The 25,668-nt window shown below is 70.1% G+C and carries 22 protein-coding genes and 4 pseudogenes; 15 read left to right on the top strand and 11 right to left on the bottom strand.

The genetic code is table 11. The features are described 5' to 3' along the window. Positions 1 to 4: 4 nt before the first annotated feature. Together ABZZ20_RS01685 and ABZZ20_RS01690 are read right to left on the bottom strand one after the other, a co-directional pair. Entirely contained in the window at positions 5 to 463 is a 459-nt protein-coding gene (locus tag ABZZ20_RS01685; RefSeq protein ID WP_356865600.1) for a nitroreductase family deazaflavin-dependent oxidoreductase, read from the bottom strand. Positions 464 to 564: 101 nt separating this feature from the next. Beyond that, the gene (locus ABZZ20_RS01690) at positions 565 to 1,800 is read right to left on the bottom strand and encodes an FAD-dependent monooxygenase (RefSeq protein WP_356865602.1); all 1,236 of its coding nucleotides are present in this window, start codon (positions 1,798 to 1,800) and stop codon (positions 565 to 567) included. A gap of 77 nt (positions 1,801 to 1,877) precedes the next feature. Here ABZZ20_RS01690 and ABZZ20_RS01695 point away from each other — a divergent pair, with 77 nt between their 5' ends. Then, a complete protein-coding gene (locus ABZZ20_RS01695; protein ID WP_356865604.1) occupies positions 1,878 to 2,573 on the top strand; it encodes a TetR family transcriptional regulator in 696 nt (231 codons plus the stop codon). 252 nt (positions 2,574 to 2,825) lie between these two features. Here ABZZ20_RS01695 and ABZZ20_RS01700 read toward each other — a convergent pair whose 3' ends face one another. Next, positions 2,826 to 3,386, bottom strand: a complete 561-nt coding sequence (locus ABZZ20_RS01700; protein ID WP_356865606.1) for a TetR/AcrR family transcriptional regulator — start codon at positions 3,384 to 3,386, stop codon at positions 2,826 to 2,828. Between the two features lie 84 nt (positions 3,387 to 3,470). Here ABZZ20_RS01700 and ABZZ20_RS01705 point away from each other — a divergent pair, with 84 nt between their 5' ends. Then, positions 3,471 to 4,319, top strand: a complete 849-nt coding sequence (locus ABZZ20_RS01705; protein ID WP_356865608.1) for a patatin-like phospholipase family protein — start codon at positions 3,471 to 3,473, stop codon at positions 4,317 to 4,319. 280 nt (positions 4,320 to 4,599) lie between these two features. Here the strand turns inward: ABZZ20_RS01705 and ABZZ20_RS01710 are convergent, their stop codons facing one another. After that, positions 4,600 to 6,372, bottom strand: a complete 1,773-nt coding sequence (locus ABZZ20_RS01710) for a serine hydrolase (protein WP_356866120.1) — start codon at positions 6,370 to 6,372, stop codon at positions 4,600 to 4,602. 463 nt (positions 6,373 to 6,835) lie between these two features. Between ABZZ20_RS01710 and ABZZ20_RS01715 the strand changes: the two genes are divergently transcribed. The 3 genes from ABZZ20_RS01715 (at position 6,836) to ABZZ20_RS01725 (ending at position 10,830) form a co-directional block, all read left to right on the top strand. After that, on the top strand, positions 6,836 to 7,942 hold the full coding sequence (locus tag ABZZ20_RS01715) for a nitronate monooxygenase family protein (RefSeq protein WP_356865610.1): 1,107 nt from the start codon (positions 6,836 to 6,838) through the stop codon (positions 7,940 to 7,942). A 12-nt stretch (positions 7,943 to 7,954) separates the two neighbouring features. Continuing rightward, positions 7,955 to 9,511: an acyl-CoA synthetase gene (locus tag ABZZ20_RS01720; protein ID WP_356865612.1), complete on the top strand. Its 1,557-nt coding sequence runs from the start codon at positions 7,955 to 7,957 to the stop codon at positions 9,509 to 9,511. A gap of 191 nt (positions 9,512 to 9,702) precedes the next feature. Beyond that, the gene (locus tag ABZZ20_RS01725) at positions 9,703 to 10,830 is read left to right on the top strand and encodes an ionic transporter y4hA (protein WP_356865614.1); all 1,128 of its coding nucleotides are present in this window, start codon (positions 9,703 to 9,705) and stop codon (positions 10,828 to 10,830) included. A gap of 65 nt (positions 10,831 to 10,895) precedes the next feature. Here ABZZ20_RS01725 and ABZZ20_RS01730 read toward each other — a convergent pair. After that, a pseudogene (locus ABZZ20_RS01730) lies at positions 10,896 to 11,795 on the bottom strand (penicillin acylase family protein); the annotation flags it as partial. Positions 11,796 to 11,833: 38 nt separating this feature from the next. Further along, a complete protein-coding gene (locus ABZZ20_RS01735) occupies positions 11,834 to 12,196 on the bottom strand; it encodes a hypothetical protein (protein ID WP_356865616.1) in 363 nt (120 codons plus the stop codon). A 124-nt stretch (positions 12,197 to 12,320) separates the two neighbouring features. Here ABZZ20_RS01735 and ABZZ20_RS01740 point away from each other — a divergent pair, with 124 nt between their 5' ends. Further along, entirely contained in the window at positions 12,321 to 12,455 is a 135-nt protein-coding gene (locus ABZZ20_RS01740) for a hypothetical protein (RefSeq protein WP_356865618.1), read from the top strand. Positions 12,456 to 12,464: 9 nt separating this feature from the next. Here the strand turns inward: ABZZ20_RS01740 and ABZZ20_RS01745 are convergent. Further along, a pseudogene (locus ABZZ20_RS01745) lies at positions 12,465 to 12,971 on the bottom strand (short-chain fatty acyl-CoA regulator family protein); the annotation flags it as partial. A gap of 254 nt (positions 12,972 to 13,225) precedes the next feature. Here ABZZ20_RS01745 and ABZZ20_RS01750 point away from each other — a divergent pair. Both ABZZ20_RS01750 and ABZZ20_RS01755 read left to right on the top strand, forming a co-directional pair. Continuing rightward, positions 13,226 to 13,657 carry a VOC family protein gene (locus ABZZ20_RS01750; protein ID WP_356865620.1) on the top strand — a complete coding sequence of 144 codons (432 nt, stop codon included), beginning with the start codon at positions 13,226 to 13,228 and terminating at the stop codon, positions 13,655 to 13,657. Between the two features lie 177 nt (positions 13,658 to 13,834). Continuing rightward, on the top strand, positions 13,835 to 14,377 hold the full coding sequence (locus tag ABZZ20_RS01755) for a hypothetical protein (protein ID WP_356865622.1): 543 nt from the start codon (positions 13,835 to 13,837) through the stop codon (positions 14,375 to 14,377). Between the two features lie 192 nt (positions 14,378 to 14,569). Here ABZZ20_RS01755 and ABZZ20_RS01760 read toward each other — a convergent pair whose 3' ends face one another. Further along, a complete protein-coding gene (locus ABZZ20_RS01760; RefSeq protein WP_356865624.1) occupies positions 14,570 to 14,743 on the bottom strand; it encodes a hypothetical protein in 174 nt (57 codons plus the stop codon). An 80-nt stretch (positions 14,744 to 14,823) separates the two neighbouring features. After that, a pseudogene (locus ABZZ20_RS01765) lies at positions 14,824 to 14,973 on the bottom strand (IS701 family transposase); the annotation flags it as partial. Between the two features lie 149 nt (positions 14,974 to 15,122). Here ABZZ20_RS01765 and ABZZ20_RS01770 point away from each other — a divergent pair. Beyond that, on the top strand, positions 15,123 to 15,911 hold the full coding sequence (locus ABZZ20_RS01770; protein WP_356865626.1) for a class I SAM-dependent methyltransferase: 789 nt from the start codon (positions 15,123 to 15,125) through the stop codon (positions 15,909 to 15,911). 145 nt (positions 15,912 to 16,056) lie between these two features. Next, positions 16,057 to 17,313, top strand: coding sequence for an IS701 family transposase (locus tag ABZZ20_RS01775; RefSeq protein WP_356865628.1), 1,257 nt, complete (start codon positions 16,057 to 16,059; stop codon positions 17,311 to 17,313). Between the two features lie 95 nt (positions 17,314 to 17,408). Here ABZZ20_RS01775 and ABZZ20_RS01780 read toward each other — a convergent pair whose 3' ends face one another. Continuing rightward, positions 17,409 to 18,308 carry a restriction endonuclease gene (locus ABZZ20_RS01780; protein ID WP_356865630.1) on the bottom strand — a complete coding sequence of 300 codons (900 nt, stop codon included), beginning with the start codon at positions 18,306 to 18,308 and terminating at the stop codon, positions 17,409 to 17,411. A gap of 497 nt (positions 18,309 to 18,805) precedes the next feature. Beyond that, positions 18,806 to 18,931, bottom strand: a pseudogene (locus tag ABZZ20_RS01785) (site-specific integrase); the annotation flags it as partial. Between the two features lie 96 nt (positions 18,932 to 19,027). Here ABZZ20_RS01785 and ABZZ20_RS01790 point away from each other — a divergent pair. From ABZZ20_RS01790 to ABZZ20_RS01810, 5 genes are all read left to right on the top strand, one after another. After that, on the top strand, positions 19,028 to 19,240 hold the full coding sequence (locus tag ABZZ20_RS01790; protein WP_356865632.1) for a hypothetical protein: 213 nt from the start codon (positions 19,028 to 19,030) through the stop codon (positions 19,238 to 19,240). Positions 19,241 to 19,680: 440 nt separating this feature from the next. After that, the gene (locus tag ABZZ20_RS01795; protein ID WP_356865634.1) at positions 19,681 to 19,815 is read left to right on the top strand and encodes a hypothetical protein; all 135 of its coding nucleotides are present in this window, start codon (positions 19,681 to 19,683) and stop codon (positions 19,813 to 19,815) included. A 96-nt stretch (positions 19,816 to 19,911) separates the two neighbouring features. After that, the gene (locus tag ABZZ20_RS01800; RefSeq protein WP_356865636.1) at positions 19,912 to 21,339 is read left to right on the top strand and encodes an IS1380 family transposase; all 1,428 of its coding nucleotides are present in this window, start codon (positions 19,912 to 19,914) and stop codon (positions 21,337 to 21,339) included. A 426-nt stretch (positions 21,340 to 21,765) separates the two neighbouring features. Then, positions 21,766 to 23,574: a polymorphic toxin-type HINT domain-containing protein gene (locus ABZZ20_RS01805; RefSeq protein ID WP_356865638.1), complete on the top strand. Its 1,809-nt coding sequence runs from the start codon at positions 21,766 to 21,768 to the stop codon at positions 23,572 to 23,574. After that, a complete protein-coding gene (locus tag ABZZ20_RS01810; RefSeq protein ID WP_356865640.1) occupies positions 23,571 to 23,963 on the top strand; it encodes a DUF6188 family protein in 393 nt (130 codons plus the stop codon). Before ABZZ20_RS01805 ends, ABZZ20_RS01810 begins: the two co-directional genes overlap by 4 nt. Positions 23,964 to 25,668 lie beyond the last annotated feature (1,705 nt).

Here is a 25,668-nt window from a genome sequence, read left to right on the forward strand (position 1 = left end):
GCCGTTACGCGGTGAGTGCGGTGGCCTCGATGACGACGACCGGGATCTCCCGGTCGGTCTTGCCCTGGTACTCGTCGTACGCGGGCCAGTGCTTGATCATCACGGGCCAGTACGCGGCCCGCTCCTCGGCCGTCGCGGTGCGGGCCGTGCCTTGGAGGATCTTCGGGCCGACCTGGATGCGGACGTCGGGCCGGGCGGTGAGGTTCCTGTACCAGAGCGGGTGCTCGGGCGCGCCGCCCTTGGAGGCGACGACGAAGTAACGGCCGTCGGCCTCGCCGTAGATGAGCGGGGTGCGCACCGGGTCGCCGGAGACCCGGCCCACCGTGGTGAGCAACAGGGTCTGGGTGCCGTTCCAGTAGTGGCCCTCGGCCCCGTTCGACTCGACGTACTGCTTGACGTGGTCGAGCTGCCAGCCCGGCTTGGGGTCCTTCGGGTGGTCCCAGTCGATGTGGGTGGTCGCCATGTGCCTGTACCTGCCTTCGTCGTCGAGCTGCCTGCGGGGGTTGCCCGCGGGGTTGAACCGTCAACGAAACTCAACGAAGGTCAACGGCGCCGGGCACGGTTTTATGCCGTCGGCCGTGGTGCTGGTGCCGGTGCCGGTGCCGGTGGGGTCGTGGTTGTGGGCGTGGCCGTGGTTTCGGGGAGGACGAAGCCGTCGAACAGGTCGTCCAGCGCGCGCAGGGCGGCGCGGGCCGGGGTGGCGCGTACGGCGAGGTCGCGGGCGGCCACCGCGAGGGGGTGGGCGAGCGCGGCGAGCTTGCCCGCCCTGCGGGCGCGGATCCGGATGGCGTTGGTCCGGGCACATCGGGCCGCGCTGTAGGCGGCCAGGGCGGCCGGAGTACCGGCCCCGTCCGCCGCGTCCAGCAGGTGCGCGAGGACGACGGCGTCCTCGACGGCCTGGCAGCCGCCCTGGCCGAGGTTGGGGGTCATGGCGTGGGCGGCATCGCCGAGCCAGGCCAACCGGCCGCGGTGGTATCGGGGGAGCGGAGCGGCCAGGTCGTACAGGTCGTGCTGGAGGACGGCCGCCGGGTCGATCCGCTCCAGCAGCGCGGGGATCGGATCGTGCCAGGAGCCGTAGCGGCGCAGGAGCTCGCCCCGGACGTCGGCGGGGCGGTGGCCCTCGGGTACGACGGCCGTGGCGTAGAGGTACGTGCGGCCGTCGGTGAGCGGGACGAAGCCGAAGCGCTGGCCGCGGCCCCAGGTCTCGGCGGAGGCCGGGGAGCCCTCGGGCAGGGCGTCGCTGGCCAGTACGGTCCGCCAGGCCGTCTCCCCGCTGTAGTGCAGCCCGGGGTGGTCCGGGAAGTACGCACGGCGGAGCGGACTGTGGATGCCGTCGGCGGCGAGGACGACGTCAGCGGTGAGGTCGCCGGCGGAGGTGCGCACCACGGGGGTGGTCTCGTGGGCGCCGTCGACGCCGGTGACGGTCACTCCGTGGCGGATCGCGGAGTCCGGGAGCGCGGCGGCCAGGCTCGCGGCGAGGGTCGGGCGGTACACGGCGAGCGGGGGTCGGCCGTAACGGGCAGCCAGCGTGGCGGTGTCGGCGCGGTTCAGCCAACTGCCGCCCTGGCGGCGCAGGCCCATGGCGGCCGGGACGGCGCGGCCTGCGGCGAGGCCGGCGTCGAAGCCGATGGCCTCGAAGGCGCGCAGGGCGTTGGGAGCGAGGACGATTCCGGCGCCGGTGGCGGACGGTCGGGGGGACCGCTCGCACACGGTGACCCGCCAGCCGCGGCGGTGCAGGGCCACCGCCGCGGTGAGTCCGCCGATTCCTGCTCCTGCCACCACCGCATGACGCTGAGACATGACGGTCCTCCCCTGGACGATCCATCCTCTACATCCGTAGAGGTAGTGGCGTCACTCTACAGCTGTAGAGTGACGCCATGTCCACCCCTCCTGCCGGCCGTGCCGGCCGAGCAGACCGCAGAACCCTGATCGCGGACGCGGCGATCGACCTGGTGGCCGCCGCCGGACTGCGGGGTCTGACCCACCGGGCCGTCGACGCCGCGGCGCAACTGCCGGCCGGCAGCACCTCGTACTACTTCCGTACGAGGACGGCGCTGATCGGCGCCTGCTACGGGCGGCTGGCCGAACTGGACCTCGGTGACTTCGGTGACGCAGGTGACGCAGGTGACGCAGGTGACGCCGGGGGCGTGGTGGACGTGGTGCGTGCAGCGGGTGACGGGGATGGCGGGGGTGACGGCGGTGACGCCCCGGCCGCGATGGTGGAACGGGAGGCGGTCGCGGTGGCGCTGGCCGGGGTGCTGTACCGGTGGCTGACCACCGGGCGGGCACGGCAGCTGGCCCGCTTCGAGCTGAGCCTGGAGGCGGCACGGAACCCGGATCTGGAGCCGGAGTTCCACCGGGCGGGAGAGCTCGCCCGGGCCCGGACCGCGGAGGTCCTCGCGGCGCTGGGTGCGCGACGGCCTCGGGAATCCGCGGACCTGCTGGTCGCCTGGACCGACGGACTGCTCCACGACCGGCTCGTCGGAGCCCTCGCCCGCTCCCGCCCGGCCCCGGATCCGGCCGAACTGACCTCGGTCGCCCGCCGGATGCTGGATGCCGCCCTGGGGCTCTGAAGAGGTCGCGCAGGTAGGCGGCGCGGTGGTGGTACCCCGCTAACAGAACGGCTCGGCGTCTTCACCAAGCTCAAGCAGATCGCGCTGGATGCCTACGGCCGGCAGCCTTGGGCGAAGCCGGGTGTCAGCCTGGCCGATGTGGGTTGCGGTATTGCTGACCGCCTCGGCCGGTGCTCCCGGCCCTGACGTCGGACCGGCTTCCGTCCTTGGTCGGGGCGGTGCCGCCCGGGCGTGGCCCAGTCTCTCCTGCGTTCACTGCCTCAGGAGTTCGGCGAAGCGGTCCAGTGCACGATCGGTGCGGTGGCGGTCGCCGGTGGCTGTGAGATCGAACAGCAGACCGCGGACAACGGCCATGACCAGCGTGGGTGTGACGGTGTCGTCAGAACCGGTGGAGACGTCGCGGAACGTGGCGCCGAGGGTGTCGAACCAGTCCGTGATCGCCTGGCCCCGGTCGGGGTAGGTCTCGGGGTGGCCCAGGCCATCGGCGTGCACCTCGAAGAACAGCCGGACGAACGGCGCACGTTCGTCCGCGCTGATCCACGCCCAGATGCCACGCAGCCGTTCCTGAGCGGAGCCCGTCGCCGGCGGAAGGTGTTCGGCCAGGCGCACCGCACCTCGGCGGCGGGCCTCGGCGAGGACCGCAGCGACCAACTCCTGTTTGCTGCCGAAGTCGTAGAGCAGCATCCGTGGGCTGGTGTCGAGGGCCGTGGCCAGTGGTCGCAGGCTCAGCCCGGCCAGGCCGTGTGCCAGCACGTAGTCGGTCGCCCGCGCCAGTGTGCGCTCGCGCCGGGCTGGATCCACGGGTCGCCCCACGGTGATCTCCTTCCAATAGCTCTGAAGTGAAACAGTGTCAGCGAATATATGGTACGACTGTTTCAATAACGAGGGGAGACCACCTTGCACGCCTTCGACCGAGCACTCGTCCTGGGTCCGGGGAGTCACGTCGGCACGGCCTGGATGGCCGGGCTGGCCCACGGATTGCGCCGCGACGGCGTGGATCTGGGCGAGGCCGACCTGATCGTCGGCACGTCGGCCGGCGCGATCGTCGGAGCGATACTCGCCACTGGGCAGGACCCGGGGCGGCTCGCGACTTCAAATCGCCCGGCGGCTCACAGGCTCAAGGCGGACCCCGGGCGGATGGGCCAGGTGTTCGCCGTGCTCGGAGACCGCAGCCTGGGACCCGGCGAGGCCAGACGTCGCGTCGGCCGGCTCGCGCTCGACAGCACCGACCCCCAGGCCGACGAGGCGCTGATCGCGGGGCGCGCCGCCTTGATCGGTGCGGACGAGTGGCCGGAGCGGCGACTGCTGATCACCGCGGTGGACGCAACCACCGGTGAGCCCGTGGTGTGGGACCGCGACAGCGGCGTTCCGTTGGTGCGCGCGGTGGCGGCGAGTAGCGCCTTCCCCGGAGCCGCGCCGCCCGTTGCCATCGACGGTCGGCGGTACATGGACGGCGCGCTGCGGTCGGGCCCCAATGCCGATCTCGCTGCCGGAGCCCGCACGCTGGTCGTGGTCGAGCCGATGGCCCACCTCTTCCCCCGCGAGCCACTCAACCAGCAGCTGGCGGCCGTGGAGGCGGACACCGTGGTGACCATCAGCCCCGATCCGGCCTCGGTGCGCGCTTTCGGCTCGGACCTGGGCGACCTGGCAGCCTGGGAACCGGCCTACCGGGCGGGTCTTCGCCAGGCCGGCGACGTCGACGCGCAACTCCGCTCCACGTGGGGAACAGAAGCCGACGCGGGCTGACCGCCGACCAGGTCGGTGATGCGTGGGCGGTGGCTGCCCGGCGGACGGCTCGCCGCGTAGGCCGCCCCTCGGGTCGCACAGCGGCGAATCGACCCCACGGTGGTTCAGCCTGCCATGACGGCAGACGCCCGCCCCGACGCCGGCGGCTGGCGCGTCTACGCGGACCCGGCGGGTCACCCGTTCTGCCTGGCGGCCACTGAATCGGAACGGCTCGTGTGACGGGGCCGACCTGCCGACCGTCCTCCCCCGGCGCCACGGCCGCCGCCGTCCGGTCGGTCGGTCAGTCCGCCGAACGGGTCCAGCCGACGGCCTCGATGCGGGACGCGTCGGCCGGGCGGTCCTCCGTGAACCGGAGCCGCGCCGGTTCCGCCACCCGTACGACGTCCACGTACACCCCGCGGCCGACGTAACGGCCGGTGGCGGTGTGGCGGAAGCGCAGGCGCACCGGACGCCCCGCCCAGGCGTCGAGCGGGGCTTCGAGGCGGTGCCAGATGCGGCCCGACCAGCCGCCTGCGGAGCCCTGCGGCCATTGTTCGGGGGAACCGCCGGTGGAGCGCAGGGTGCTGAACGGCAGCGGCTCCCAGTTGCTCCCGTCGGCCGACGCCTCGACGTGGAAGGAGCCTTCGCCGGGCACGGTGTCCCACCACACGCCGCACCGCAGTCGGGCGGCCGTCGTGGCCGGGGTCAGCGGTGGCAGGGTCAGGGTGCCGGAGCCGCCGGTCTCCATGCCGGAGTACCAGGCCGGGCCGCCGTGCTTCGTTCGGACCGGGACGGCGCGGGCGAAGCGGTTGCCGACCGCGACCCGCGGCGCGCTGCCGGCCCGCCAGGTGCGCACGGGGTGGACGGAGTTGCCGAGCAGGACCAGGAAGGAGTCGGTGGACGGGTCCAGGACCAGCGAGGTGCCGGTGAAACCGGTGTGGCCGGCGGAGTGCGGGGTGGCCATGGCCCCCATGTACCAGTGCTGGTAGAGCTCGAAGCCGAGGCCGTGGTCGTCGCCGGGGAAGGCGGTGTTGAAGTCGGTGAACAGCAGCTCCACGGAGGCGGGGCGCAGGATGCGCTTGCCGGCGTAGGCGCCGCCGTCGAGGAGGGTGCGGGCGAGGACGGCCAGGTCCCAGGCCGTGCCGAAGACGCCGGCGTGGCCGGCGACGCCACCGAGGGCGTGGGCGTTCTCGTCGTGGACCTCGCCCCAGACGAGTCCGCGGTTCAGGCCGGACCAGGGCGGGCGCTGCACCTCGGTGGCGGCGGTGACGCGACGCCAGGAGAGCGGTGGGTTGTAGCGAGTGCGGTGCATCCCGAGCGGAGCGGTGATCTCGTCGTGGAGCAGGACATCCAGAGTGTGACCGGTGATCCGTTCCAGGAGCAGCTGGAGTGTGATGAGGTTCAGATCTGAATACCGGTACACCGTCCCCGGGTTTTCCTGCGGACGCACGGACCACAGCAGCCTCAACTGCCCCGCACGGGTGGACTGCTGGTAGAAGGGCGCCCAGGAGCGGAGCCCTGACGTGTGGGTGAGCAGTTGGCGGACGGTGATCAGTTCTTTGCCCCCGCCCGTGAACTCGGGCAGGTACCGGTCCACCGGGGTCTCCAGCTCCAGCTGGCCGCGCTCCATCTGCTGCACGGCCAGGAGCGAGGTGAACAGCTTCGTCAGTGACGCGAGGTCGAAGACGGTGTCCTCGGCCATCGGGATGCGCTCCGCCGCCGGGAATTCCCGCACCCGGTCGGTGCGGCCGTCGTAGTCCGCGTACCGGACCGCCTCGCCCATCGCGCGGTGCAGGGCGACGGTGCGGCCCCGGCCGGCCAGCACCACGGCCCCCGCGTAGTACGGGTGCTCGGGGGACGGGCCGAGGAAGCGCCGGGCCTCGTCCGCCACCCCTTCCAGGTGCCTCTCGATCAGCCCTGCCTGTCGTGCGGACCCGTACCGCAGCCTCAACCCCTGGAGTGCGCGCCGTTCGGCCGGGCTCCCCGCGGCGCCCGCGGCCCCGGGCAGCGCGGCTTGGAGTACGAGCACTCCGCCGAGCGCCAGCAACCGGGCTCCGAGCCGCCGCCGACTCACCCCCGTCCCGGCCGCGCCTGCCTGCGCGTGGGGCTCGCGCCAGGTGCGGTCCTCGGCTACCGCTCCGCTGCGCGCCCCCACGCCGGCCCCGGCAAGCGCCCCGCCCGCGGTCCCGGCCCCGGCCCTGCCCGCGGTCCCGGTCCCGCCCGCGGACGCGGCGCCGGCCTCGGCGTCGGGGCTAGCGCCTGCGTCAGCCGGGGGATTCGGCTGTCCATTGTGGGCCCGCGCTCCGGCCGGAAGCTCGCTCGCGTTCCCGCCGAGGGGTGTCACGGCCGCTCCCGTGGCGCCCCTCCCGTCTGCTGCCCCGTGGTCCTCCATGACCGGTCCTCCCGTCAGTGCCGCACCCTCCCGAAGTATCTGCCCGTCGGCACGACGGGCCCCGCACCGACGGGCCCGTAAAGAATCTGACGCTGCATCAGAAAATCTCTTCCCTCGGCCGCCGCGCTGCGGCATGCTGCCGCCCATGGAGACGGAGCTGAGCAAGAAACTGGGAGTCGAACACGCCATCTTCGGTTTCACGCCCTTCCCGGCGGTTGCCGCGGCCATCACCCGCGCGGGCGGATTTGGCGTCCTCGGCGCCGTCCGCTACACCGCCCCCGACGACCTCAAGCGCGACCTCGACTGGATGCAGGCGCACACCGGCGGCAAGCCGTACGGTCTCGACGTCGTCATGCCCGCGAAGAAGGCCGTCGACGGCATCAGCGAGGCCGACATCGAGGCGATGATCCCGGCGGGGCACCGCGCGTTCGTCCGCGACACCCTGGCCAAGCACCACGTCCCGGAGCTCGCCGAAGGCGAGGCCTCCGGCTGGCGGATCACCGGCTGGATGGAGCAGGTCGCCCGCAACCAGCTCGACGTCGCCTTCGACTACCCCATCAAACTCCTCGCGAACGCCCTCGGTTCCCCGCCCGCCGACGTCATCGCGCGCGCCCACGACCACGGTGTCCTCGTCGCCGCCCTCGCGGGCAGTGCCAAGCACGCCCGCCGTCACGCCGACGCCGGCATAGACGTCGTCGTCGCCCAGGGCTACGAGGCCGGCGGCCACACCGGCGACATCGCCACCATGGTCCTGGTCCCCGAGATCGTCGAGGCCGTCGCCCCGCTCCCGGTCCTCGCCGCCGGCGGCATCGGCAGCGGCGAGCAGATCGCCGCCGGGCTCGCCCTCGGCGCCCAGGGCGCCTGGCTCGGCTCCCTCTGGCTCACCACCACCGAAGCCGACCTGCATTCCCGCGCCCTCACCGAGAAGCTGCTCGCGGCCGGTTCCGGCGACACCGTGCGCTCCCGCGCCCTCACCGGCAAGCCCGCACGCCAACTGCGCACCGAATGGACCGACGCCTGGGACGACCCGGACGGCCCCGGCGCCCTTCCGATGCCGTTGCAGGGCCTCCTCGTTGCCGAGGCCGTCTCGCGGATCCAGAAGTACGAGGTCCAGCCGCTGCTCGGCACCCCCGTCGGCCAGATCGTCGGCCGGATGAACACCGAGCGCAGCGTCCAGGCCGTCTTCGACGAGCTCACCAGCGGCTTCGAGCGTGCCCTCGACCGCATCACCCGCATTGCGGGCCGGGCCTGAGGGGCGAGGACCATGACCGACACGAAGCGTCCCAACGGCTTCTGGGCGCAGGCCGCCGCCGACCCGGAGCGCACCGTACTGATCACCCCGGAGGGCGAGGAGTGGAGCGCCGGCCGACTGCACGCCGACGTCAACCGCCTCGTCCACGGGCTGCGGGCCGCGGGCCTGAAGAAGGGCGACGCGTTCGCCGTCGTCCTCCCCAACGGCGTCGAGTTCTTCACCGCCTACCTCGCCGCCTCCCAGGCCGGTTTCTACCTCGTCCCCGTCAACCACCACCTCGTCGGGCCCGAGATCGGCTGGATCGTCTCCGACTCCGGCGCCAAGGTCCTCATCGCCCACGAGCGCTTCGCCGACGCAGCCAAGGCCGCGGCCGACGAGGCGGGCCTGCCCGAGAGCCACCGCTACGCAGTCGGAGCCGTGGCGGGTTTCCGCCCGTACCCCGAACTCCTCGCCGCACGGCCCGCCACGCCCCCCGAGGGCCGGACCCTGGGCTGGGTCATGAACTACACCTCCGGTACCACCGGGCGCCCGCGCGGCATCCGCCGCCCGCTGCCCGGCAAGCTCCCTGAGGAGACGTACCTCGGCGGCTTCCTCGGGATCTTCGGCATCCGGCCCTTCGACGACAACGTGCACCTGGTCTGCTCGCCGCTCTACCACACCGCGGTCCTCCAATTCGCGGGCGCCGCCCTGCACATCGGACACCCGCTCGTCGTGATGGACCGGTGGACCCCGCAGGAGATGCTGCGGCTCATCGACACCCACGCGTGCACGCACACCCACATGGTCCCGACGCAGTTCCACCGGCTCCTCGCGCTCCCGCAGGAGACGAAGGACGCGTACGACGTCTCCTCGATGCGGCATGCGATCCACGGGGCCGCGCCCTGCCCCGACCACGTCAAGCGGGCGATGATCGACTGGTGGGGCAGCTGCGTGGAGGAGTACTACGCGGCCAGCGAGGGCGGCGGCGCCTTCGCCACCGCCGAGGACTGGCTGAAGAAGCCGGGAACGGTCGGGAAGGCCTGGCCGATCAGCGAACTCGCCATCTTCGACGACGAGGGCAATCGGCTGCCGCCCGGCGAACTCGGCACCGTCTACCTGAAGATGAACACCGGCGGGTTCAGCTACCACAAGGACGAGGGCAAGACGAGGAAGAACCGCATCGGCGACTTCTTCACGGTGGGGGACCTGGGGCTGCTGGACGAAGAAGGTTACCTCTTCCTACGCGACCGCAAGATCGACATGATCATCTCGGGCGGGGTGAACATCTACCCGGCCGAGATCGAATCAGCCCTGCTCACCCACCCGGCGGTCGCCGACGCCGCGGCCTTCGGGATTCCGCACGCCGATTGGGGCGAGGAGGTCAAGGCGGTCATCGAACCGGCCGAGGGCTTCGTGGCGGGGGACGCCCTCGCCGCGGAGATCCTGCACCACTGCGAGGGCCAGCTCGCCGGCTTCAAGCGCCCCAAGTCGATCGACTTCATCGAAACGATGCCGCGCGACCCGAACGGCAAGCTGTACAAACGGCGGCTGCGCGATCCGTACTGGGAGGGGCGCGAACGCGCCGTGTGAGCGACCGCCCCGGCGACCGGGCTCCGCCCCGTGGCCACGACACCCCCCGGCTCCCGGCTCCGGGCGCCCGGAACCGGGGAGCGTCGCCGCGAGGGGCGCCACGCCCGAGGATTCGTGAGAAGTGCCACGTCACCGCATCGGAAGCGCCCCTCGCGCCGCACCGAGAGGACACTTCTGGCAAGTTGGCTGATATGCCTACGGGAACCCGCACATCCCCCCTGACCGACTGGACCGTCGTGGTCCCCGTCGTGGCGCTCGTCGCGCTCGTCTTCAGCTGGGGGCGCGATCTCCCCGGACTCGTCGTGGCCCTGGTCGCCCTGTGCCTGGGTGGCGCGGTGCTGGCGGCCGTCCACCACGCCGAGGTGGTCGCCCACCGAGTGGGTGAGCCCTTCGGCTCGCTCGTCCTCGCCGTCGCGGTCACCGTCATCGAAGTGGCTCTCATCGTCACTCTGATGGCCGACGGCGGCGAGAAGACCGCTTCCCTCGCCCGGGACACCGTCTTCGCCGCCGTCATGATCACCTGCAACGGCATCGTCGGGCTGTCCCTGCTCGTCGGCGCCCTGCGCAATCGGGTGGCCGTCTTCAACGCCGAGGGTTCCGGCGCGGCACTGGCCACCGTCGCGACCCTGGCCGTCCTCAGCCTGGTCCTGCCGACGTTCACCACCACGAAGCCGGGGCCGGAGTTCTCCAACGCCCAGTTGACCTTCGCCGCCGTCGCCTCGCTCGCCCTGTACGGGCTGTTCATCATGGTGCAGACGGTCCGCCACCGGGACTACTTCCTGCCCGTGGCCGTCGACGCCACCGCGCAGGACGAGGCCACCACGGACCCCGTGGACGAGGCGGGCCACGCGGAGCCGCCCACCTCCAAGGCCGCCCTGGTCAGCCTCGGCCTGCTGCTGGTCGCGCTCGTCGCCGTCGTCGGCGACGCCAAGGCCGTCTCGCCCACCATCGAGGCGGGCGTGGTCAAGGCGGGGCTGCCCAACGCCGTCGTCGGCGTGATCATCGCCCTGTTGGTGCTGTCCCCCGAGACCCTGGCCGCGGTCCGCGCCGCCCGCCGCGACCGCGTTCAGACCAGCCTCAACCTCGGCTACGGCTCGGCCATCGCGAGCATCGGCCTGACCATCCCGGCCATCGCGCTGGCCTCGGTCTGGCTCTCCGGGCCGCTGCTGCTCGGCCTCGGCCCGATCCACATGGTGCTGCTCGCGCTGACGATCGTGGTCAGTGCCCTCACCATCGCCCCGGGCCGGGCCACCGTGCTCCAGGGCGGCGTGCACCTCGTGGTGCTGGCCGCGTACCTGTTCCTCGCCGTGAGCCCGTGAGCCCGTGAGCCCGTGGGTGCCCGGCGGGGGCGGGCCGCAGCCGTCCCCGCCGGGTCCGGGTCGGCTCAGCGGCGCTCGTGCGCCCGTACCACCGTGAGCTGCGGCGAGGCCAGGATGTCCCGCTCACAGAACCGCGAGGTCACCCACCGCTCCTGGGAGAACAGCCGGGTCTGGTCGGCGTAGTGCGGCGAGGCCGGGTTCGACGACTGGCTGTACGTCAGCAGGGTGCGCGCCACCGGACAGCGGCCGCCGTCCCAGCCGACCGCTTGGATGTGGCTGGAGCCGTGCACGACCTCCGGATAGCCCCCGGCCGCCGCGTTCCACGGGGCCTCGATCTTGTTCCAGACGCCCAGTGCCTCGGTGCCGCCCGCGACCGGAAGGCGCTGCCCGCCGCGCACCACGAACTGGTGCTCGCCCAACGGCGCGTCCAGGGCGATGCCCGCCGCCGTCAGCTCCGCGACCGTGTCCGCGAGTGCCCGCCCGATCCCGGGTGCCGCCGGGTCGAGCGTACGGGGCGTGCGTACGGGATCGGCCGCCGAGAACGGCACCAGCCACAGGTCCTTGGCCGCCGTGCCCGCCGTGAGCCGGCGCCAGAACCGGTCGAAGAGCAGCGCGCCGCGGCTGGCACTGTCGGCCGTGCGGTCCCAGTCCGCCAGTACCGCGCACGCGGCCGACACGTCCACCGCGGCGCCGTTGCTCGCGGTCGCCGTCCCGCCCGGCAGCGCCGCGCATGCCTTCGCCGCGTCGGCAGCCGCCAGGTCACCGGCCGGGACCCGGTTGGCGAACTGCTGCTGCTGGAGGTCGGCCACGGTGAGCCGGCCCTTCCCGGCCATGGCCGCCACGTCCTCGACGGCCCCGCGGGTGCGCAGCGACCGCGGGGCGGAGACGTTGCCCCAGATCCGCTCGTATCCGGTCAGCGGTCGGTCGGCATTGGCCAGCCAGGCGCTGTCGTTGGAGTTCTCGGCAACGCGGGGCAGAGTACCGCGTCGAAGCGAGGCAGTGATCAAACAGGTGAGCGACGGGCGGAACGGGTCGGCGGCGATGGCGACGTTGACGGACCGGAAGAAGGCGTCGTGCCGGTGAACCTGGGTGTGCCCGTGGCAGCGAGCACATTCAGCACACCGCGCCGGTCGATCCAGGCCCTTCCCGCCTCCACGTCCGCGATCCAGGCCTCGGCAAGGCCGGTGAGTGCTGCCAGGCGGGCCGACTCAAGGCCCCGGGTGGTCGCCATCGGTGGCTCGACCCGCTGTGGCCCGCCGGCCACTGGGTACCCGAACAGATCGCCGCGGCGGGCGGCGAGCCGCTGCTGGCCGAGCCGGGTGAGCACACCAAACCGATGACGTGGGAGGCGGTACGCGAGGCGCACCCGGACGTGATCCTCGTCCTGCCCTGCGGCTTCCCGCCCGAGCGGACCCTGACGGAGCTCGACCTGCTCACGTCGCTGCCCGGCTGGGAAACAGCTGCCAGCTGTTCGGGCAGGGGATGTGTGGGTGCTGGACGGCCCCGCGTACTTCAACCGGCCGGGCCCCCGCGTGGTCCGCGGCGCCGAGGTGCTCGCCTACGTGTTCCACGGTGTGCGGGCGGGGGACCCTGTGACCGCGGCGGAGGCGCTCCGGCTGGGCTGAGCCTGGTGCTTACCCCCGGTCGCGGGCGACCGGGTAGGGGATGAAGGTGCTGCTGTTCTCGTCGACCGCGAGCGGGCGGCCGAGGGGCGGAACCGCGCGCTGCGGGCAGTCGAGGCGTTCGCAGAGCCGGCAGCCCATGCCGATGGGGGTGGCCGCCGCGGCGTTGCCGAGGTCGAGCCCGTCGGAGTAGACGAGCCGGGGCGCGTGGCGGATCTCGCATCCGAGGCCGATGGCGAAGGTCTTGCCGGGTTCGCCCGAGCCGCCGCGGTGGCGGGTGACGGCACGGGCGGTCCACAAGTACCGCTGTCCGTCGGGCATGGCGGCGATCTGTACGTGGATCCGGCCGGGCGCGGCGAAGGCCTCGTACACGTTCCACAGCGGGCAGGTGCCGCCGGCCCGGGAGAAGTGGAATCCGGTGGCGGACTGTCGCTTGGACATGTTCCCGACCCGGTCGACGCGGACGAAGGAGAAGGGAACGCCACGCAGCCTGGGGCGTTGCAGGGTGCTCAGGCGGTGGACGAAGGCGGCTTGACCTATGGAGAGGCCGCCTACTTCGGCCTGGGTCCTGAGGGCTGTCCCGTAACTGATCTTTGGCACGAGAGTGGCAGGCTGAGATCGGATCCTGGGTCCCACCCTTTGGGAGAGGCGTCGACCTCGGTTCAGCCCTGTGATCGCACGACACAGCAGCGGATGGCAGGGGCCGTCCTCCCGGCAACGTGTGGATCCACCCGCCCGGGGAGATGAGCAGGGCCCCCTGTTATCGTGCGCCGATGTCAATGATCAGGCAGATCCAAGTGACCTTCGACTGCGCGGGACCTGCGGGCCTCGCCGCTTTCTGGTGCGAGGTGCTGGGGTACGTCGTACCGACAGTCCCGGAGGGCTTTACCACGTGGGAGGAGTACCACCACTCGCTGCCGCCTGAGGATGAGATCTACTTCGCGTGCACTGATCCCTCGGGTGTGGGCCCGCGCGTGCTCTTCCAGCGAGTTCCCGAAGGCAAGGTCGTCAAGAACCGCGTGCATCTCGATGTGCGGGTCGGCACCGGCCTCGTGGGTGACGAGCGCCTGGCCACACTCGAGGCCGAATGCGCACGGCTGATGGCGCTCGGCGCGAAACACGTGCTGACGCAGCGCGCCGATGGCGTCAACGAGTCGTGCATCACGATGCAGGACATCGAGGGCAACGAGTTCTGCCTCGCCTGATTCTCGGATCACGTCGCCCTGCTCGAGGAGCCATCCGCCAGATCCGTCAGCGACCAGGTCCCGGCGGCCGGCGCCCGCGCTGCGGGTAGCTGCGGAGATCGGCCCGCGCTCGTACGTGATTCGCCGCACCCGCGCCTTCGTCCCGCGGGCAGTGTTCTCGGGGATCTCCCAGGCCAGATGCGCCTTGGACGGGTAGTCGCCAGGGTCGGCATCCTCAGCGAGGACCGGAAAGTAGAACCCGGGATCAAGGGCGCGCAGCCGGACGCGCCCCTTCTCGGAGTCCCAGGCCAGCAGGTACACGGCGTCACCGAGCAAGACCGCCTTCCGCTCGGCGGCCTGCATCCGCAGGGGCAGCAGCTCCGTCTCAGCCCACTCCCGAAGGCGCTGTTGGACCTTCGCTGCCGCGATCGCTTCTGGCATCGGATCCTCTTCGCCCGCGTGCTCGGCACACGGCGCCACGATCTGCTGGTTCTTTCCGAGCAGGTGCGCGAGGGTGGTGTTCACGAACACGGCCGCATCACCGAACTCACGTCGCTCACCACCGGCTTCGTTGCCGGTGAGGACGGCCAGCTCACCTGCCTGGTTGGAGTCGTATGCAGCAAGGATCTTGTAGGCCGCCAGGCGGCGGGCCGCTTCGGGTGGCAGCCAGCCCGGCCGAGCCGCCGGAGAAGGGGCCCGGTGGGGAAGCCGGTGCTGGCGGTGGTCATCATCGGCTTGTAGTTCAGCCACGACCAAGCGTCGGATACGAACGTGCGCAGGCCCAAGGGTCCCACTCCTCAACGGCCCCGCGCCGAGATCAGCCTAGGCCACCTGGTAGCGGCGGGCTGGAGGAGAGCGACAGGCCGCAGGATCGCGGCTACCAGGCGCGTTGCATCGTCGTGGGGCGGCCCCGGCGTGACCGCCCCACCACTACTACCGGCGCTGCTCGTAGATCACCAGGAACGGGGAGACGAATCCCGACGCCTCCAGCGGGGTCACGTCCCCGACCAGGACCAGCAGGACGCCGGCCGCCAAGGCCCCTCCGTACATCCACGCCCTCGCGGGGTCGGGTTCGCTGGCTTCGACCTGCACCGTGCCATCGCTCATACTTAGTGTGCTCCTGTTCTTCGCTGGACATGGGTATCGGCAGCCACAGCGCCTAGTACTCCAGCCGTAGATCGTGATCTTCATGGCTGGGCGGCTGCTTGCCGTCGGTAGTGGCAGTCGCGGGCGCGGGCCTGGTGTCGGCGTCGCCAGTGTGACCAGCGGAGTCGGTGCGCGAGGTCGTGGGCCCGGCTGTTCAGGGTGGTGAACAGGCGTTGGATCTCGTTGCAGGTCGGTATGGACCGAGGCCGGCCTGTGGCGTCGGCTGCACCGGGCGGTGCTGGACGAACTCGGGAACGAACGGCTCGTTGGATCTCGAAGGATGTGAGGGCCGCCGGGAGCGGCCCGGAACTGAACTGGTGCAGCACACGTCTCCCGCACCATGATCTCAAGTGAGCGCCAAGAGCACACGATCTCCACCAAGCTGGTCTCGCCGTCCGCAGTGAGTGCGGAACCGTCGAAGACCAACGACTACAACAGCTTCGCCGAGGCGTACGAGGCCGCAAACGAAACCAACCTGGTCAATGCCTACTACGAGCGGCCCGCGATGCTGGCCCTCGCTGGAGACGTGGCCGGCCGACGGATTCTCGACGCCGGCTGCGGCTCGGGGGCCCTGTTTGCCGCGCTGCGCGACCGTGGCGCCGTTGTGAGTGGCTTCGACACGAGTGCCGGGATGCTGGAGCTGGCTCGGCGGCGGCTCGGCGGCGGTGCAAACCTGCAGGTGGCGGACCTGGGCAGCCCGCTTCCTTACGCTGATGACACATTCGACGATGTAACGGCGTCCCTGGTGCTGCACTATCTGGAGGACTGGGGGCCGGCGCTGGCCGAGCTGCGACGCGTACTCAGGCCCGGCGGTCGGCTGATCGCATCTGTCGACCATCCCTTTGCCATCAACCTCATACACCGCGAGGCCGGTCGCGAGGCCGAGCACAACTACTTCGACACCACCAAATGGACCGTGGAGTGGACCATTGGCGGCCATACCGCCCTCGTGAGCAGGTGGAACAGGCCGCTGCACGCGATGATCGAGGCTTTCATCGGGGCCGGTTTCCGGATTACGGTCATCAGCGAGCCGGAGCCTGATCCCGCCGCCCGCGAGATGTTCCCCGAGGCCATAGCGGCCAAGCCGCGCTTCCTGTGCTTCCTGTTCTTCGTACTGCAGGCCGACTAGTACTCCAGCCGTAGGTCGTGATCTTGCTGGTCGGGGCCGGTGCGGAGACGGCTGCGGCCACCGTTGATCATCGTGAGTTGTGTCGACCAACGAAGATCAGGCGGTGGCCGCAGGTCACAGCGTAGTGCCTGCCCGGTGGCGGTCGATGTTCGACCAGCTGACGGGCCGCATCGCGGGCCGGTTCGCGCGGGTCGAACCACGCCGCCACGCAACGGCGTTGGTGCTGGGCCTGCTGGCGGACCTGCCAAGGAAGAACTGCTGGACGCTGGCCGAGCACGCGGGCGACTCCACCCCGGACGGCATGCAGCACCTGCTGCACCGCGCGAAGTGGGACGCCGACGCGGTCCGCGACGACGTACGCGCCTACGTGGTCGAGCACCTGGCCGATGACGAAGCCGTGCTGGTGGTCGACGAGACCGGCGACCTGAAGAAGGGCACCGCCACGGTCGGCGTCCAGCGCCAGTACACCGGCACGGCGGGCCGGATCGAGAACTCCCAGGTCGCCGTCTACCTCGTCTACTCCGCCGCCTGCGGGCATGCCGCGATCGACCGGGCCCTGTACGTCCCGCGCTCGTGGACCGACGACCTCGACCGCTGCCGGACCGCCGGCATCCCCGAAGACCTCACCTTCACGACCAAGCCGGTACTGGCGGCTCGGATGATCACCCGGGCCCTGGATGCGGGAACGCCCGCCCGCTGGGTCGCCGGCGACGAGGTCTACGGCGACAACCCGCACCTGCGGGCCGCGCTGGAAGACCGCCGGACCGGCTACGTCCTGGCAGTCTCCAGCACCCACCAAGTCACCACGGTGGCAGGGAAGTTCCCGGCCAAGGCCATCGTGGCGAAGATCCCGAAACGGGCCTGGCAGCGGCGCTCGGCCGGAGCGGGCGCCAAGGGCGAGCGGTACTACGACTGGGCCCAGGTCGACATCCACGGCCCCGCCTACCGGCCCGGGCACTGGTGGCTGCTGGTCCGCCGCAACCGGAGAAGCGGCGAACTCGCCTTCTACCGCTGCTTCTCACCCCACTCCGTCCCGCTGTCCGACCTGGTGCGGGTGGCCGGACGGCGCTGGACGGTGGAGGAGACCTTCCAGGCCGGCAAGGGCCTGGCGGGACTGGACGAGCACCAGGTCCGCCGCTGGACCTCCTGGCACCGCTGGGTCACCCTCGCGATGCTCGCCCACGCCTTCCTCGCCGTCACCGCAGCCGCCGAACGCCGCGACCACCCCGCCCCCGACGACCTGATCCCCTTGACCTGCAACGAGATCCAACGCCTGTTCACCACCCTGACCAGCCGGGCCCACGACCTCGCGCACCGACTCCGCTGGTCACACTGGCGACGCCGACACCAGGCCCGCGCCCGCGACTGCCACTACCGACGGCAAGCAGCCGCCCAGCCATGAAGATCACGATCTACGGCTGGAGTACTAGGAACCCTGTGGAAGCCGCGAGGCGGTTGAGACGGCGACGCATGTCAGTGCGCTTGCCGCCTCAACCGTCAGTCATCACTCGATACAAACCCCCCGTTTTCGCCGCGCCAGATGACCTCAACGCACAGGGACGCGCAGAGATCGAGAAGGTCCTCGCGTGGCTTGTCAGGAACTAGCACCGCGAGCCGTGGTGTGGGGTTGAGGAAGCGCCGGTAGTCCATCAGGGCCCCGATGGCTGCTCGTACCGCGCTGCGGGTGGCGCTGGACTTCACTTCGATCAGCCGGTTCTCGGTCTTATCAAGAAGATCGATCACCAACGCGCCGGCTTCGCCTGCGACGTTGATCTGCATTTGGGATACGTCACGCCCCAGAGAACGCAGGTGGTGGGCGTACTCCTGGAGCAGCAGACCTTCCGTACGGGCGGTGGAAGGCCGCATCACCCTAGTCACAGGCTCTCGGGATAGACGCAGAGGTGCAGCCTGAATTGTCAGTTCCTGTGCTGGTGTAACTGCGAGCCGAGGTCCGTAGGTGCTGACCTTCCCCACCGGGCGAAGGCGGAAGATGATCACGCTTCGCATGGCTCCGTCGTAGCCGACCGCGTCCGCCTTGTAGTGCGGGTTGGACGGGTCAAGTTCGAACCGGCCGACGTAACGGTACAGCCTTGGGCTGCCCGGGTCCGGCGCCAGGATGAAGAGGTGCAGCTGGCGGCCATCTTGCTTGTGGTTGGCCAGGGAGCGGTTGCCCTGCTTCATGACCTGATCGCCGGACGCGCCCAGGCCCATGAAGTGGTAGCAACCGTCGGAGCCCCAACCTTCGAGTTCGTTGGTCTCGGTGGACGGTCCCGTGAAGAGCATGATCCTGTCGCTCGTCTTGGACGGCGAGATCCCCCCTTGGGTGGGCCCCCCGTACAGCGCGCGTACTTCCTCACGGGTGATGTCGCAACCCAGCGGCAGTGAACCGTCGTCCATCGCTCCTCCTCTCTCGGCCGTGCTTACAGGATAGATAATCCAGCCTGGAAAACCAGGCTGGATTATCGAGGTGGAGCCTGGATCTGGTCGGGGACTGGCCCAAATCGACCGGGCAAATGCCCACTAAGCACCTCAAAGAGGGAGGCTTGCGTGTTATGTAAAAGTTACCTGCGGCCGTTGAGGCGGTCGTCACTGCACCCCGAAGTCGGCACAGAGCCGTGCTGCGGACTCGCGAGCTCCGTCAGGGCGTGGACAGCTGCATTGGTCGCTCTACATGCAGCAGCCGCCCTCAAGACGGCGGCGTCTGGGACTGGACGTGGATCACCGACCACCGCATCTTGGCCGCCCAGCTGTGCGGAATCGACCTCAGCAGGATCGTGGTGGCGGTCGACCCGGCTGGCGGCGAGTCCGCCATCGGGGACGAGACCGGCATCATCGCTGCGGCGCGCGACACGGACGGGCACCTGTACCTCCTTGATGACCGCAGCGGCAACCTAGCGGCGGGGGCGGGGTGCGCCGGTGCGGACGTTGCGGGCGACATTGCGCGTGATCTCCTCCTCGCGCACTGCGTGCTCAAGGGCGGACTTGAGGACCGAGTGGATGTACGCCAGCGTCAGCAAGGAATATCGGAAGACAGCCCCGTGGCGGCAGCCGCTGTCAGCACGTCGCACTGCAACGTCTCACGGCACTGGTCCGTCTTCGGGCCGGTCACAGCGGCGATGAAGGCCCTCGAAGACTCCATGGTCGTAGGCGACGTACGCGCCGTGGTTCGCAAGGTCGGGGACCAGGAGGAGCTGTCACCCAAGGCGTGGAAACGCATGGGCAGGCCCAGCACGAACCACGGGAACCGCTTCACCCTCGACGTGGCGCGCGCCCACACGCGGACCGGGGACCTGTCGGCCGCGATGGATGAGCTGACCCGAGCCCGGTAGGCGGCACCGGAGTGGATGCGGCACCAGAACATGGCCGCCGAGACCATGCAGGAGATCCTGGGCAAGCGCAAGCGCACCCTCACAACAGAGATGCGCGAGATGGCCGACTACCTGGGCGTCGTCGGATAGCTAGCACGCAACGCGATACTTCCGGCACGGTCCGCCGCCAACTGGCATGCTTCATGGATGGAGTGATGGACAGTCGGCCCCTACGGTCGCCGTATTCCATTCGGCGACCCAGGTGGGGGTGCACGGTGAGCACATCCAGGACCGACGCGGACCGCGTGCGCCGCAGAGATCTCCACGACGCGGCAGCAGGCGTGACCGGTCCTCGCTTACTGCCATGGACCACTTAGGACGGGAACCCCTGCTACCTCAGTACCGACGGCAGGGGTTACCTCTCCTCACTGGCCGACAGCATCGAAGAAGTACAACTCGACATGGGCGAAGAACTCCTGGGGTACGCCCGTCAGGTCGTCGCCCCCGGAGCCAAGGAGTTGTCGGCCGTCGAGTACCGATGGCTCGCCTGCCGGCTGACCGAAGCCCTGACCGACCCTGGGTATTCAGCGGAATAGGGCGGCCTGACGGATCAACAGCGAAAGGTGCCGCCTGGCCTGCGACGATGTGAGTGTTGAGTTCGCATCACGGCACGAATCTGGGGCACCTTTCTGGTGGCGAAGACTACTGGATGGGACCGGGGGCTGGTCGTGACGGCCACCTGCAAGGGATTGATCGGGCACGCGGGTGCGGTGCTGCTGCGACGGCTGGCGGACCGTACAGGGCTGACGGCCGCTCTCGCGGGGGTGTTGCCGGCCGACACCGCAACGGGCTGGCGGGAACGGGCCTCGGTGGTGGTTCAGCTCGCGGTGGCGATCGCGCTCGGCGCGACGAATCTGAGCGAGGCCGAACAGCTTCAGGCCCATCATCAGGGCCTGTTCGGACCGGCGGTCTCCGACTCCACCACACGCCGCACGCTGGCCGCGTTCGATACGGCCACGCTCGCGAGGATCGCGAAGGTGCGGGCGGGAGTGCGCCGTCACGTGTGGTCGCTGTTGTGTCTGCGACCCGGCGGGTTCCCCTGGCTGACCATCGCGGGCAAGCGTCTGAACGGCTGGATCGTCATCGATCTGGACGCCACGATCACCACGGCCGCCTCGAAGAAGGAACAGGCGGCCGCGACGTTCAAGAATTCCTTCGGGTTCCACCCCCTGGCCGCATGGTTCGCGAACACCGGCGAGTGTCTGGCGATGCTGCTTCGGCCCGGCAACGAGGGATCGAACACCGTCACCGACCACATCACCGTCCTGAACGAGGCACTCGCCCAGACCCCCGGCGCCTCCACGGCCAAGATCCTCGTCCGCGTCGACGGGGCCGGCGCCACCCATGGTCTCCTGGAACACCTCGTCGCGCTGAACACGATGCGCCGCACCGTCCGCTACACCGTCGGCTGGAAGATCACGCCCGAGGACGAGAAGGCGATCGCCTGCCTGCCCGAGCAGGCGTGGGAGACCTCCCTGAACCAGGACGGCACGCTCCAGGAGGGCTACTTCACCGCAGAGCTGACCGGCCTGAACACCCGGAACGGCTGGCCCGAAGGGACACGGCTGATCGTCCGCCGCGTCAAGCCGTCCGGCCGGCAGATCAAGAACCTCACCGCGTTCGAGCGGCAGGCCGGCTGGCGGTACTCGATCACCGCGACCAACATCCGCAAGATGACCCGGATCCCCGGCTCCCACCAGGCTCAGCGGCTCGACGCCGTGCACCGCTCCCACGCCGGCGTCGAAGACCGCGTCCGCACCAACAAGAACATGGGCCTGGCGAACCTCCCCTCGAAGTCCTTCCCCGTGAACCGCGCGTGGATGCTGACCGCGAACCTCGCGTGTGACCTGGACGCCTGGCTCAGGCTCCTGGCCCTGCACGACCAGGCGGACCTGGCCGACGCCGACCCCGACACCATCCGCTTCCGCCTCTACCACCTGCCCGCCCGCCTCGCCCGTCACGCGCGACGCCGCTGGTCGCGGATCGAGCAAACCTGGCCCTGGGTCCACGCGTTCACCACCGCCTGGACCCGGATCGACGCTCTCCCCGCCATCACCTGACGGCCGACACCTGATAGCAGCGAGGACCAAGAAGGAGAACACGAGTACGTCCCGGGAGTAGTGGAACCCCGGCGCAGCCGCAGCGACACGCGAAGGCCCCACCCGACACCAGCCGGGACAAACCGGGCGAAGTCGCCACCTCGCACGGCAGCGATCACCGCTGACGAATCGAGGTTAACGTCGCACGACGGGTTCGGGAGGAGGTCTCTGGGAAAAGGAGCAGCTCCGCTGCCACCTCGCCCGGCGGCCCACCTCACACTGCCGCGCCAAGTGACCCGTGTTCTCCCGGGGTTCCACGTTAATGATCATTACCTGCGGTAGCGCCTTACGGTGGTCCGCGACCAAGCGCATTACGCGCGAGTAACAACGGTGGCTGTCGCCGCCGTGCGGGGAACGCGGCCCTTGTGGCCGCGTCGTAGGGAACGCATGTTTCAGCACGTCAAACAGAAGATCGTCATACTCCTCACCGTCCTGAGCCTGACGGTGGGGGCGGCCGGTACGGCTGCGGCCGCGGAGCCGCCGCTCGACCGCCCGGCCACGCTGTTGGAGATCGCCGCCCGGGTCTCGCAGTACGCGAACTGCAAGAAACTGCCGCTGCTTGAGCGGCCGAAGTGCGCCAAGGAGTTCGCGCTCAAGTCGATGAAGGTCGGGCTCGTTCTGGGCGTGGTCCTCTACACCTTCAAGGACGCGATGGAGGCCGACGAGCAGCCGGCCTTCGCCGAGATCACGAAGGAGGTGGCCGCGCTCCAGAAGCTCCAGCCGGAACTCCTGCTCCACCCGACGGCGGAGACGGACCCGAAGAAGAGGCAGGCGGCGCTGGAGCAGTTCGTCAAGACGTTCAAGGCGGCCAAGCCGGCCGTGGACTCGCTGCGCACCAAGCTGGAGCTGGCGGCGCGCGTCAGCGGAACCGCGAGCGACTCGGTCGAGATGCTCGCCTTCATGACCGCCGTCCAGTTCTTCCCGCCGGGTGAGGAGCGGCCGCCGGTCGTTGCCGACGGGTCGTTCGGCCGGTGGATCGACGACGTCCTCGGTGCCCTGGACCAGATCAACCGTGGCCTCGACGAGACGAACGAGGCGCTGGACGAGATGAACGGCATCATGGTCGATGTCAACAAGAGCATCGACGGCATGAACGAGGGCCTGAAGCAGGCCAATCGGGGGATGGCCCAGCTCAACGAGGGCGTCGGCCAGATGAACGAGGGCATGGGGCAGATGAACACGGCCGTCGCCGGGTTCAACAAGGCCGCCGACAAGATCCTCGCCGTGCCGGACTTCAAGTTCGACTTCTCCCAGGTCGCCGACCGGGTCGGTGCGCACCCCCAGTCGCCCGAGGAGCGCGCCGCCGAGAACCGCAGGGTGGGCATGGTGCTCGACCTACTCCCCGGCATCAGCAGCGGCAAGGGCGTCGTGGAAGCCATCACCGGGGATGACCTGGCGACCGGTGCGCGCCTGAGCACCATCGACCGGGTCGTGGGCGGGCTCGTCGTGCTGAAATGGGTCAAGACCGGTGGCACGCTCACCGCGGAGGCCATCCGTGCCGCCCGCAAGACCGAGAAGGTCGCCGGGTGCTTCAACAGCTTCCCGGCCGGTACGCCGGTGCTGATGGGTGACGGGGCGACCCGTCCCATCGAGCAGATCAAGGTGGGCGACACCGTCCTCGCGGCCGATCCCGAGACGGGTGCCGGCGGCCCCCGCCGGGTCGACGGCACGATCTACACCCCCGACGACCGTGACTTCACCGGCATCACCGTCGGTCAGGGGGCGGGCTCCCTCACCGCTACGGACCACCACCCGTTCTGGGTGGAGAACCGCGGGCAGTGGACGGACGCCGCCGACCTCAACTCCGGTGACACCCTCCGCACGCCGGACGGCACCGCCGTCGCGATCGACAAGGTCACGCACTGGAAGGAACTCCAGGGCGCGTACAATCTGACGGTCAATGACCTGCACACGTACTACGTGCTCGCGGGTGCCACGCCGGTTCTGGTCCACAATTCCGATGGACTGTGCAGCAGGCCGGCCGCCATCGCGAAGGCGACCGGCCTTTCGGTGAAGCAGGTAAAGGATGCGATCCACAAGGTGAAGGCCCAGGGAGCGTGGCGCGGGATCGGCGGCAACAAGAACCCGGACATGCTCATCGACCCCAAGACCGGAGAGGTCTACCCCCAGATGCCCGACGGTTCTCCCGGTGACAGCATCGGCAACATCTTCGACCACATCCCGGGCCGGTCGTGATCGAGGACCTCGGCGACCGCTGGCGCATCGGACTGCGGGGCAGCCCGGTGCTGGCCGTCTCCCGTACGGAGGCGGCCCTCTCGGTGACGTTCGCCGACGAGGTGGTGCTCACGGTCTCCGGCCCCGTACTCCTGACGGACGGGCCGGCAACCGCTCCGGGGGCCGTAGCGGTTGCCGGTGAGGAGTGGGGCCGACTCGTCGGTGCCACCGTCCTGTCGGCGATCGTCTTCAAGTTCGGCTCCCTGCGCCTGGTGTTCAGCACCGGCCATCACCTGAACGTCCGGGGCGCGGAACCCGGTACGGAGGCGACCCTGCGGAAGCCGGGAGCGTTCCGCTGGTCGTGCCGTCAGGGGGTCGGTGAGATGGAGACCCCCGGGGCGCAGGACTAGGCAGTGTCTGATGGCTCTTGCCCGGCATGGTGGATCTACCGCTGTTCCGGGCAGGAGTCCGGCATGGTGCGTCGGCATGAACCAGCACGCCCTGACGAGAGCAGACACCCCGCAGGGAACTGGTCATCCGCTCCTTGCGTTCATGCGAGCGCCCGCCCGGTGGCAACGTGCGACGGCTTCCCGGGCGGGCTCCATCGCCGATCACGCCTGCCCCCCCATGCCCGGAAGATACGGGCCCTGGGACCGGGCCTACGACCTGTTCAGGCGCTGGCAGCGGGACGGAACGTGGGCCAGGATCCTCACCCGGCTCCAGACCGAGGCGGACGCAAAAGGCCTGATCGCCTGGGATGTCAACGCCGATTTCACCGTCTGCCGGGCTCATCGGCACTCACCGGCCGGGCGGACTTTCCAGTGATGGGCTGCGTCGGTACGCGTGCTGGCCTCGAGTCGGGATTGAGTACCGGTGGCAGAAAGGAGATCGGAGCCGGAGGCCTATGCCGGAGGAGTCCTTCGGGAGGGGCCCATCCACGACTTCGGCGAGCAGTCGTCCCACCTCCGCCCAGGATGTACCTGCCGCCAGGCAGGCTTGGACGAGACGGGCCGTGCTCGAGGCCAACTCCTGGGACTGCTCCCACGCCTCGTGCGCTCTCCTCACAGCCTCGTAGTGCTCTTCGATGCAACGGGTCAGTGCCGCTACGTACTGACTATCTGTCACACCCATTGAACGCCGGAACTCCGCTGGAGACACGGGTCAGCACGCTCTACCATCGGGCGGAATATCCAAGAGGGAAGACACGGCAGAGGCCAAGGGTGACTCGGACCATCGGCGCGTACGAAGGTCACCAGGCCCCTGAAGTACTGGACTCGCCAGCCCTCGTCACGCTGGAACTCAAGTTTTTCAATGGCAACTGACGGGCCCACAGGGCCTCCCGCGCATCAGGTGCTGATCCACACCTGCAACGACCCTCGGTCGAACGAGTGAAGGCTCACCGAAGGAACGCCGTCCTGTGACGCCTCGCCGCTGAACGCGCCGCGTGAGGAGAGGAGGACTCGAGGCGTCAGGGGCGGCGGGCGAGGACGTCGTCGATGCGAGAGGCACGGTGGACCCAGGCCGCAGCGGCCAGTGTCATGTAGCCAAGCACGGTGTGGATGTCGTCCCGGCGGGCTTCGAGGGGCAGGTGCCAGATCCCTTCGTGGTGAGCGATGGGTATGGGCGGAACGCAGCTCCGGAACAGGCCGGACAGCGGGTACGTACACCGAGGTTGTAGGGGCGCGCCAGGCACCCCAGTACGAGCCCAGCCCGGTGCAAGGAGGAGCACCGCCGTCCCCTGTCATCAGGTTCCTTCTCTCGCAGCTCCCAGCGGCCCAGGAGGTCCATGTACGCGCGCGGGAGGAGCCAGCCCTCCCCGGACCACTTCAGGAACTGACGAGGCCGGGTACCTGCGATGTTCTGCAGGTACTGGTAGCGGCTGCTGAACGCGACGAACTCGTCCCACTCCAGACCGCTCGGCGGGCCATTCGCATGGAGAGCCCGCCAATCGCCCGGCTCGACATGACCGGCCGCCTGGACGTGCCTGTGACGGCCCTCCAGGGCCTCCTTACGGAGGGCCTGGTTGAACACCCACGAGACCAGTCAGCCTCGCCAGGTGGGCCGGGCCCACTCCTCAAGGCCGCACTCCTGCCGATCGCCGAACGTGAGCACCGC

This window comes from Streptomyces sp. NPDC006430, from assembly GCF_040612395.1.
Lineage (GTDB): Bacteria > Actinomycetota > Actinomycetes > Streptomycetales > Streptomycetaceae > Streptomyces.

Bases quoted from the DNA above. Each gene is read 5' to 3' on its own strand.
- ABZZ20_RS01685 (WP_356865600.1), bottom strand. From the start codon at position 463: ATGGCGACCACCCACATCGACTGGGACCACCCGAAGGACCCCAAGCCG.
- ABZZ20_RS01770 (WP_356865626.1), top strand. From the start codon at position 15,123: ATGATCTCAAGTGAGCGCCAAGAGCACACGATCTCCACCAAGCTGGTC.
- ABZZ20_RS01790 (WP_356865632.1), top strand. From the start codon at position 19,028: ATGAAGGCCCTCGAAGACTCCATGGTCGTAGGCGACGTACGCGCCGTG.
- ABZZ20_RS01755 (WP_356865622.1), top strand. From the start codon at position 13,835: ATGCGCCTTGGACGGGTAGTCGCCAGGGTCGGCATCCTCAGCGAGGAC.
- ABZZ20_RS01775 (WP_356865628.1), top strand. From the start codon at position 16,057: ATGTTCGACCAGCTGACGGGCCGCATCGCGGGCCGGTTCGCGCGGGTC.
- ABZZ20_RS01760 (WP_356865624.1), bottom strand. From the start codon at position 14,743: ATGAGCGATGGCACGGTGCAGGTCGAAGCCAGCGAACCCGACCCCGCG.
- ABZZ20_RS01690 (WP_356865602.1), bottom strand. From the start codon at position 1,800: ATGTCTCAGCGTCATGCGGTGGTGGCAGGAGCAGGAATCGGCGGACTC.
- ABZZ20_RS01695 (WP_356865604.1), top strand. From the start codon at position 1,878: ATGTCCACCCCTCCTGCCGGCCGTGCCGGCCGAGCAGACCGCAGAACC.
- ABZZ20_RS01720 (WP_356865612.1), top strand. From the start codon at position 7,955: ATGACCGACACGAAGCGTCCCAACGGCTTCTGGGCGCAGGCCGCCGCC.
- ABZZ20_RS01805 (WP_356865638.1), top strand. From the start codon at position 21,766: ATGTTTCAGCACGTCAAACAGAAGATCGTCATACTCCTCACCGTCCTG.
- ABZZ20_RS01795 (WP_356865634.1), top strand. From the start codon at position 19,681: ATGGGCGAAGAACTCCTGGGGTACGCCCGTCAGGTCGTCGCCCCCGGA.
- ABZZ20_RS01725 (WP_356865614.1), top strand. From the start codon at position 9,703: ATGCCTACGGGAACCCGCACATCCCCCCTGACCGACTGGACCGTCGTG.
- ABZZ20_RS01715 (WP_356865610.1), top strand. From the start codon at position 6,836: ATGGAGACGGAGCTGAGCAAGAAACTGGGAGTCGAACACGCCATCTTC.
- ABZZ20_RS01750 (WP_356865620.1), top strand. From the start codon at position 13,226: ATGTCAATGATCAGGCAGATCCAAGTGACCTTCGACTGCGCGGGACCT.
- ABZZ20_RS01780 (WP_356865630.1), bottom strand. From the start codon at position 18,308: ATGGACGACGGTTCACTGCCGCTGGGTTGCGACATCACCCGTGAGGAA.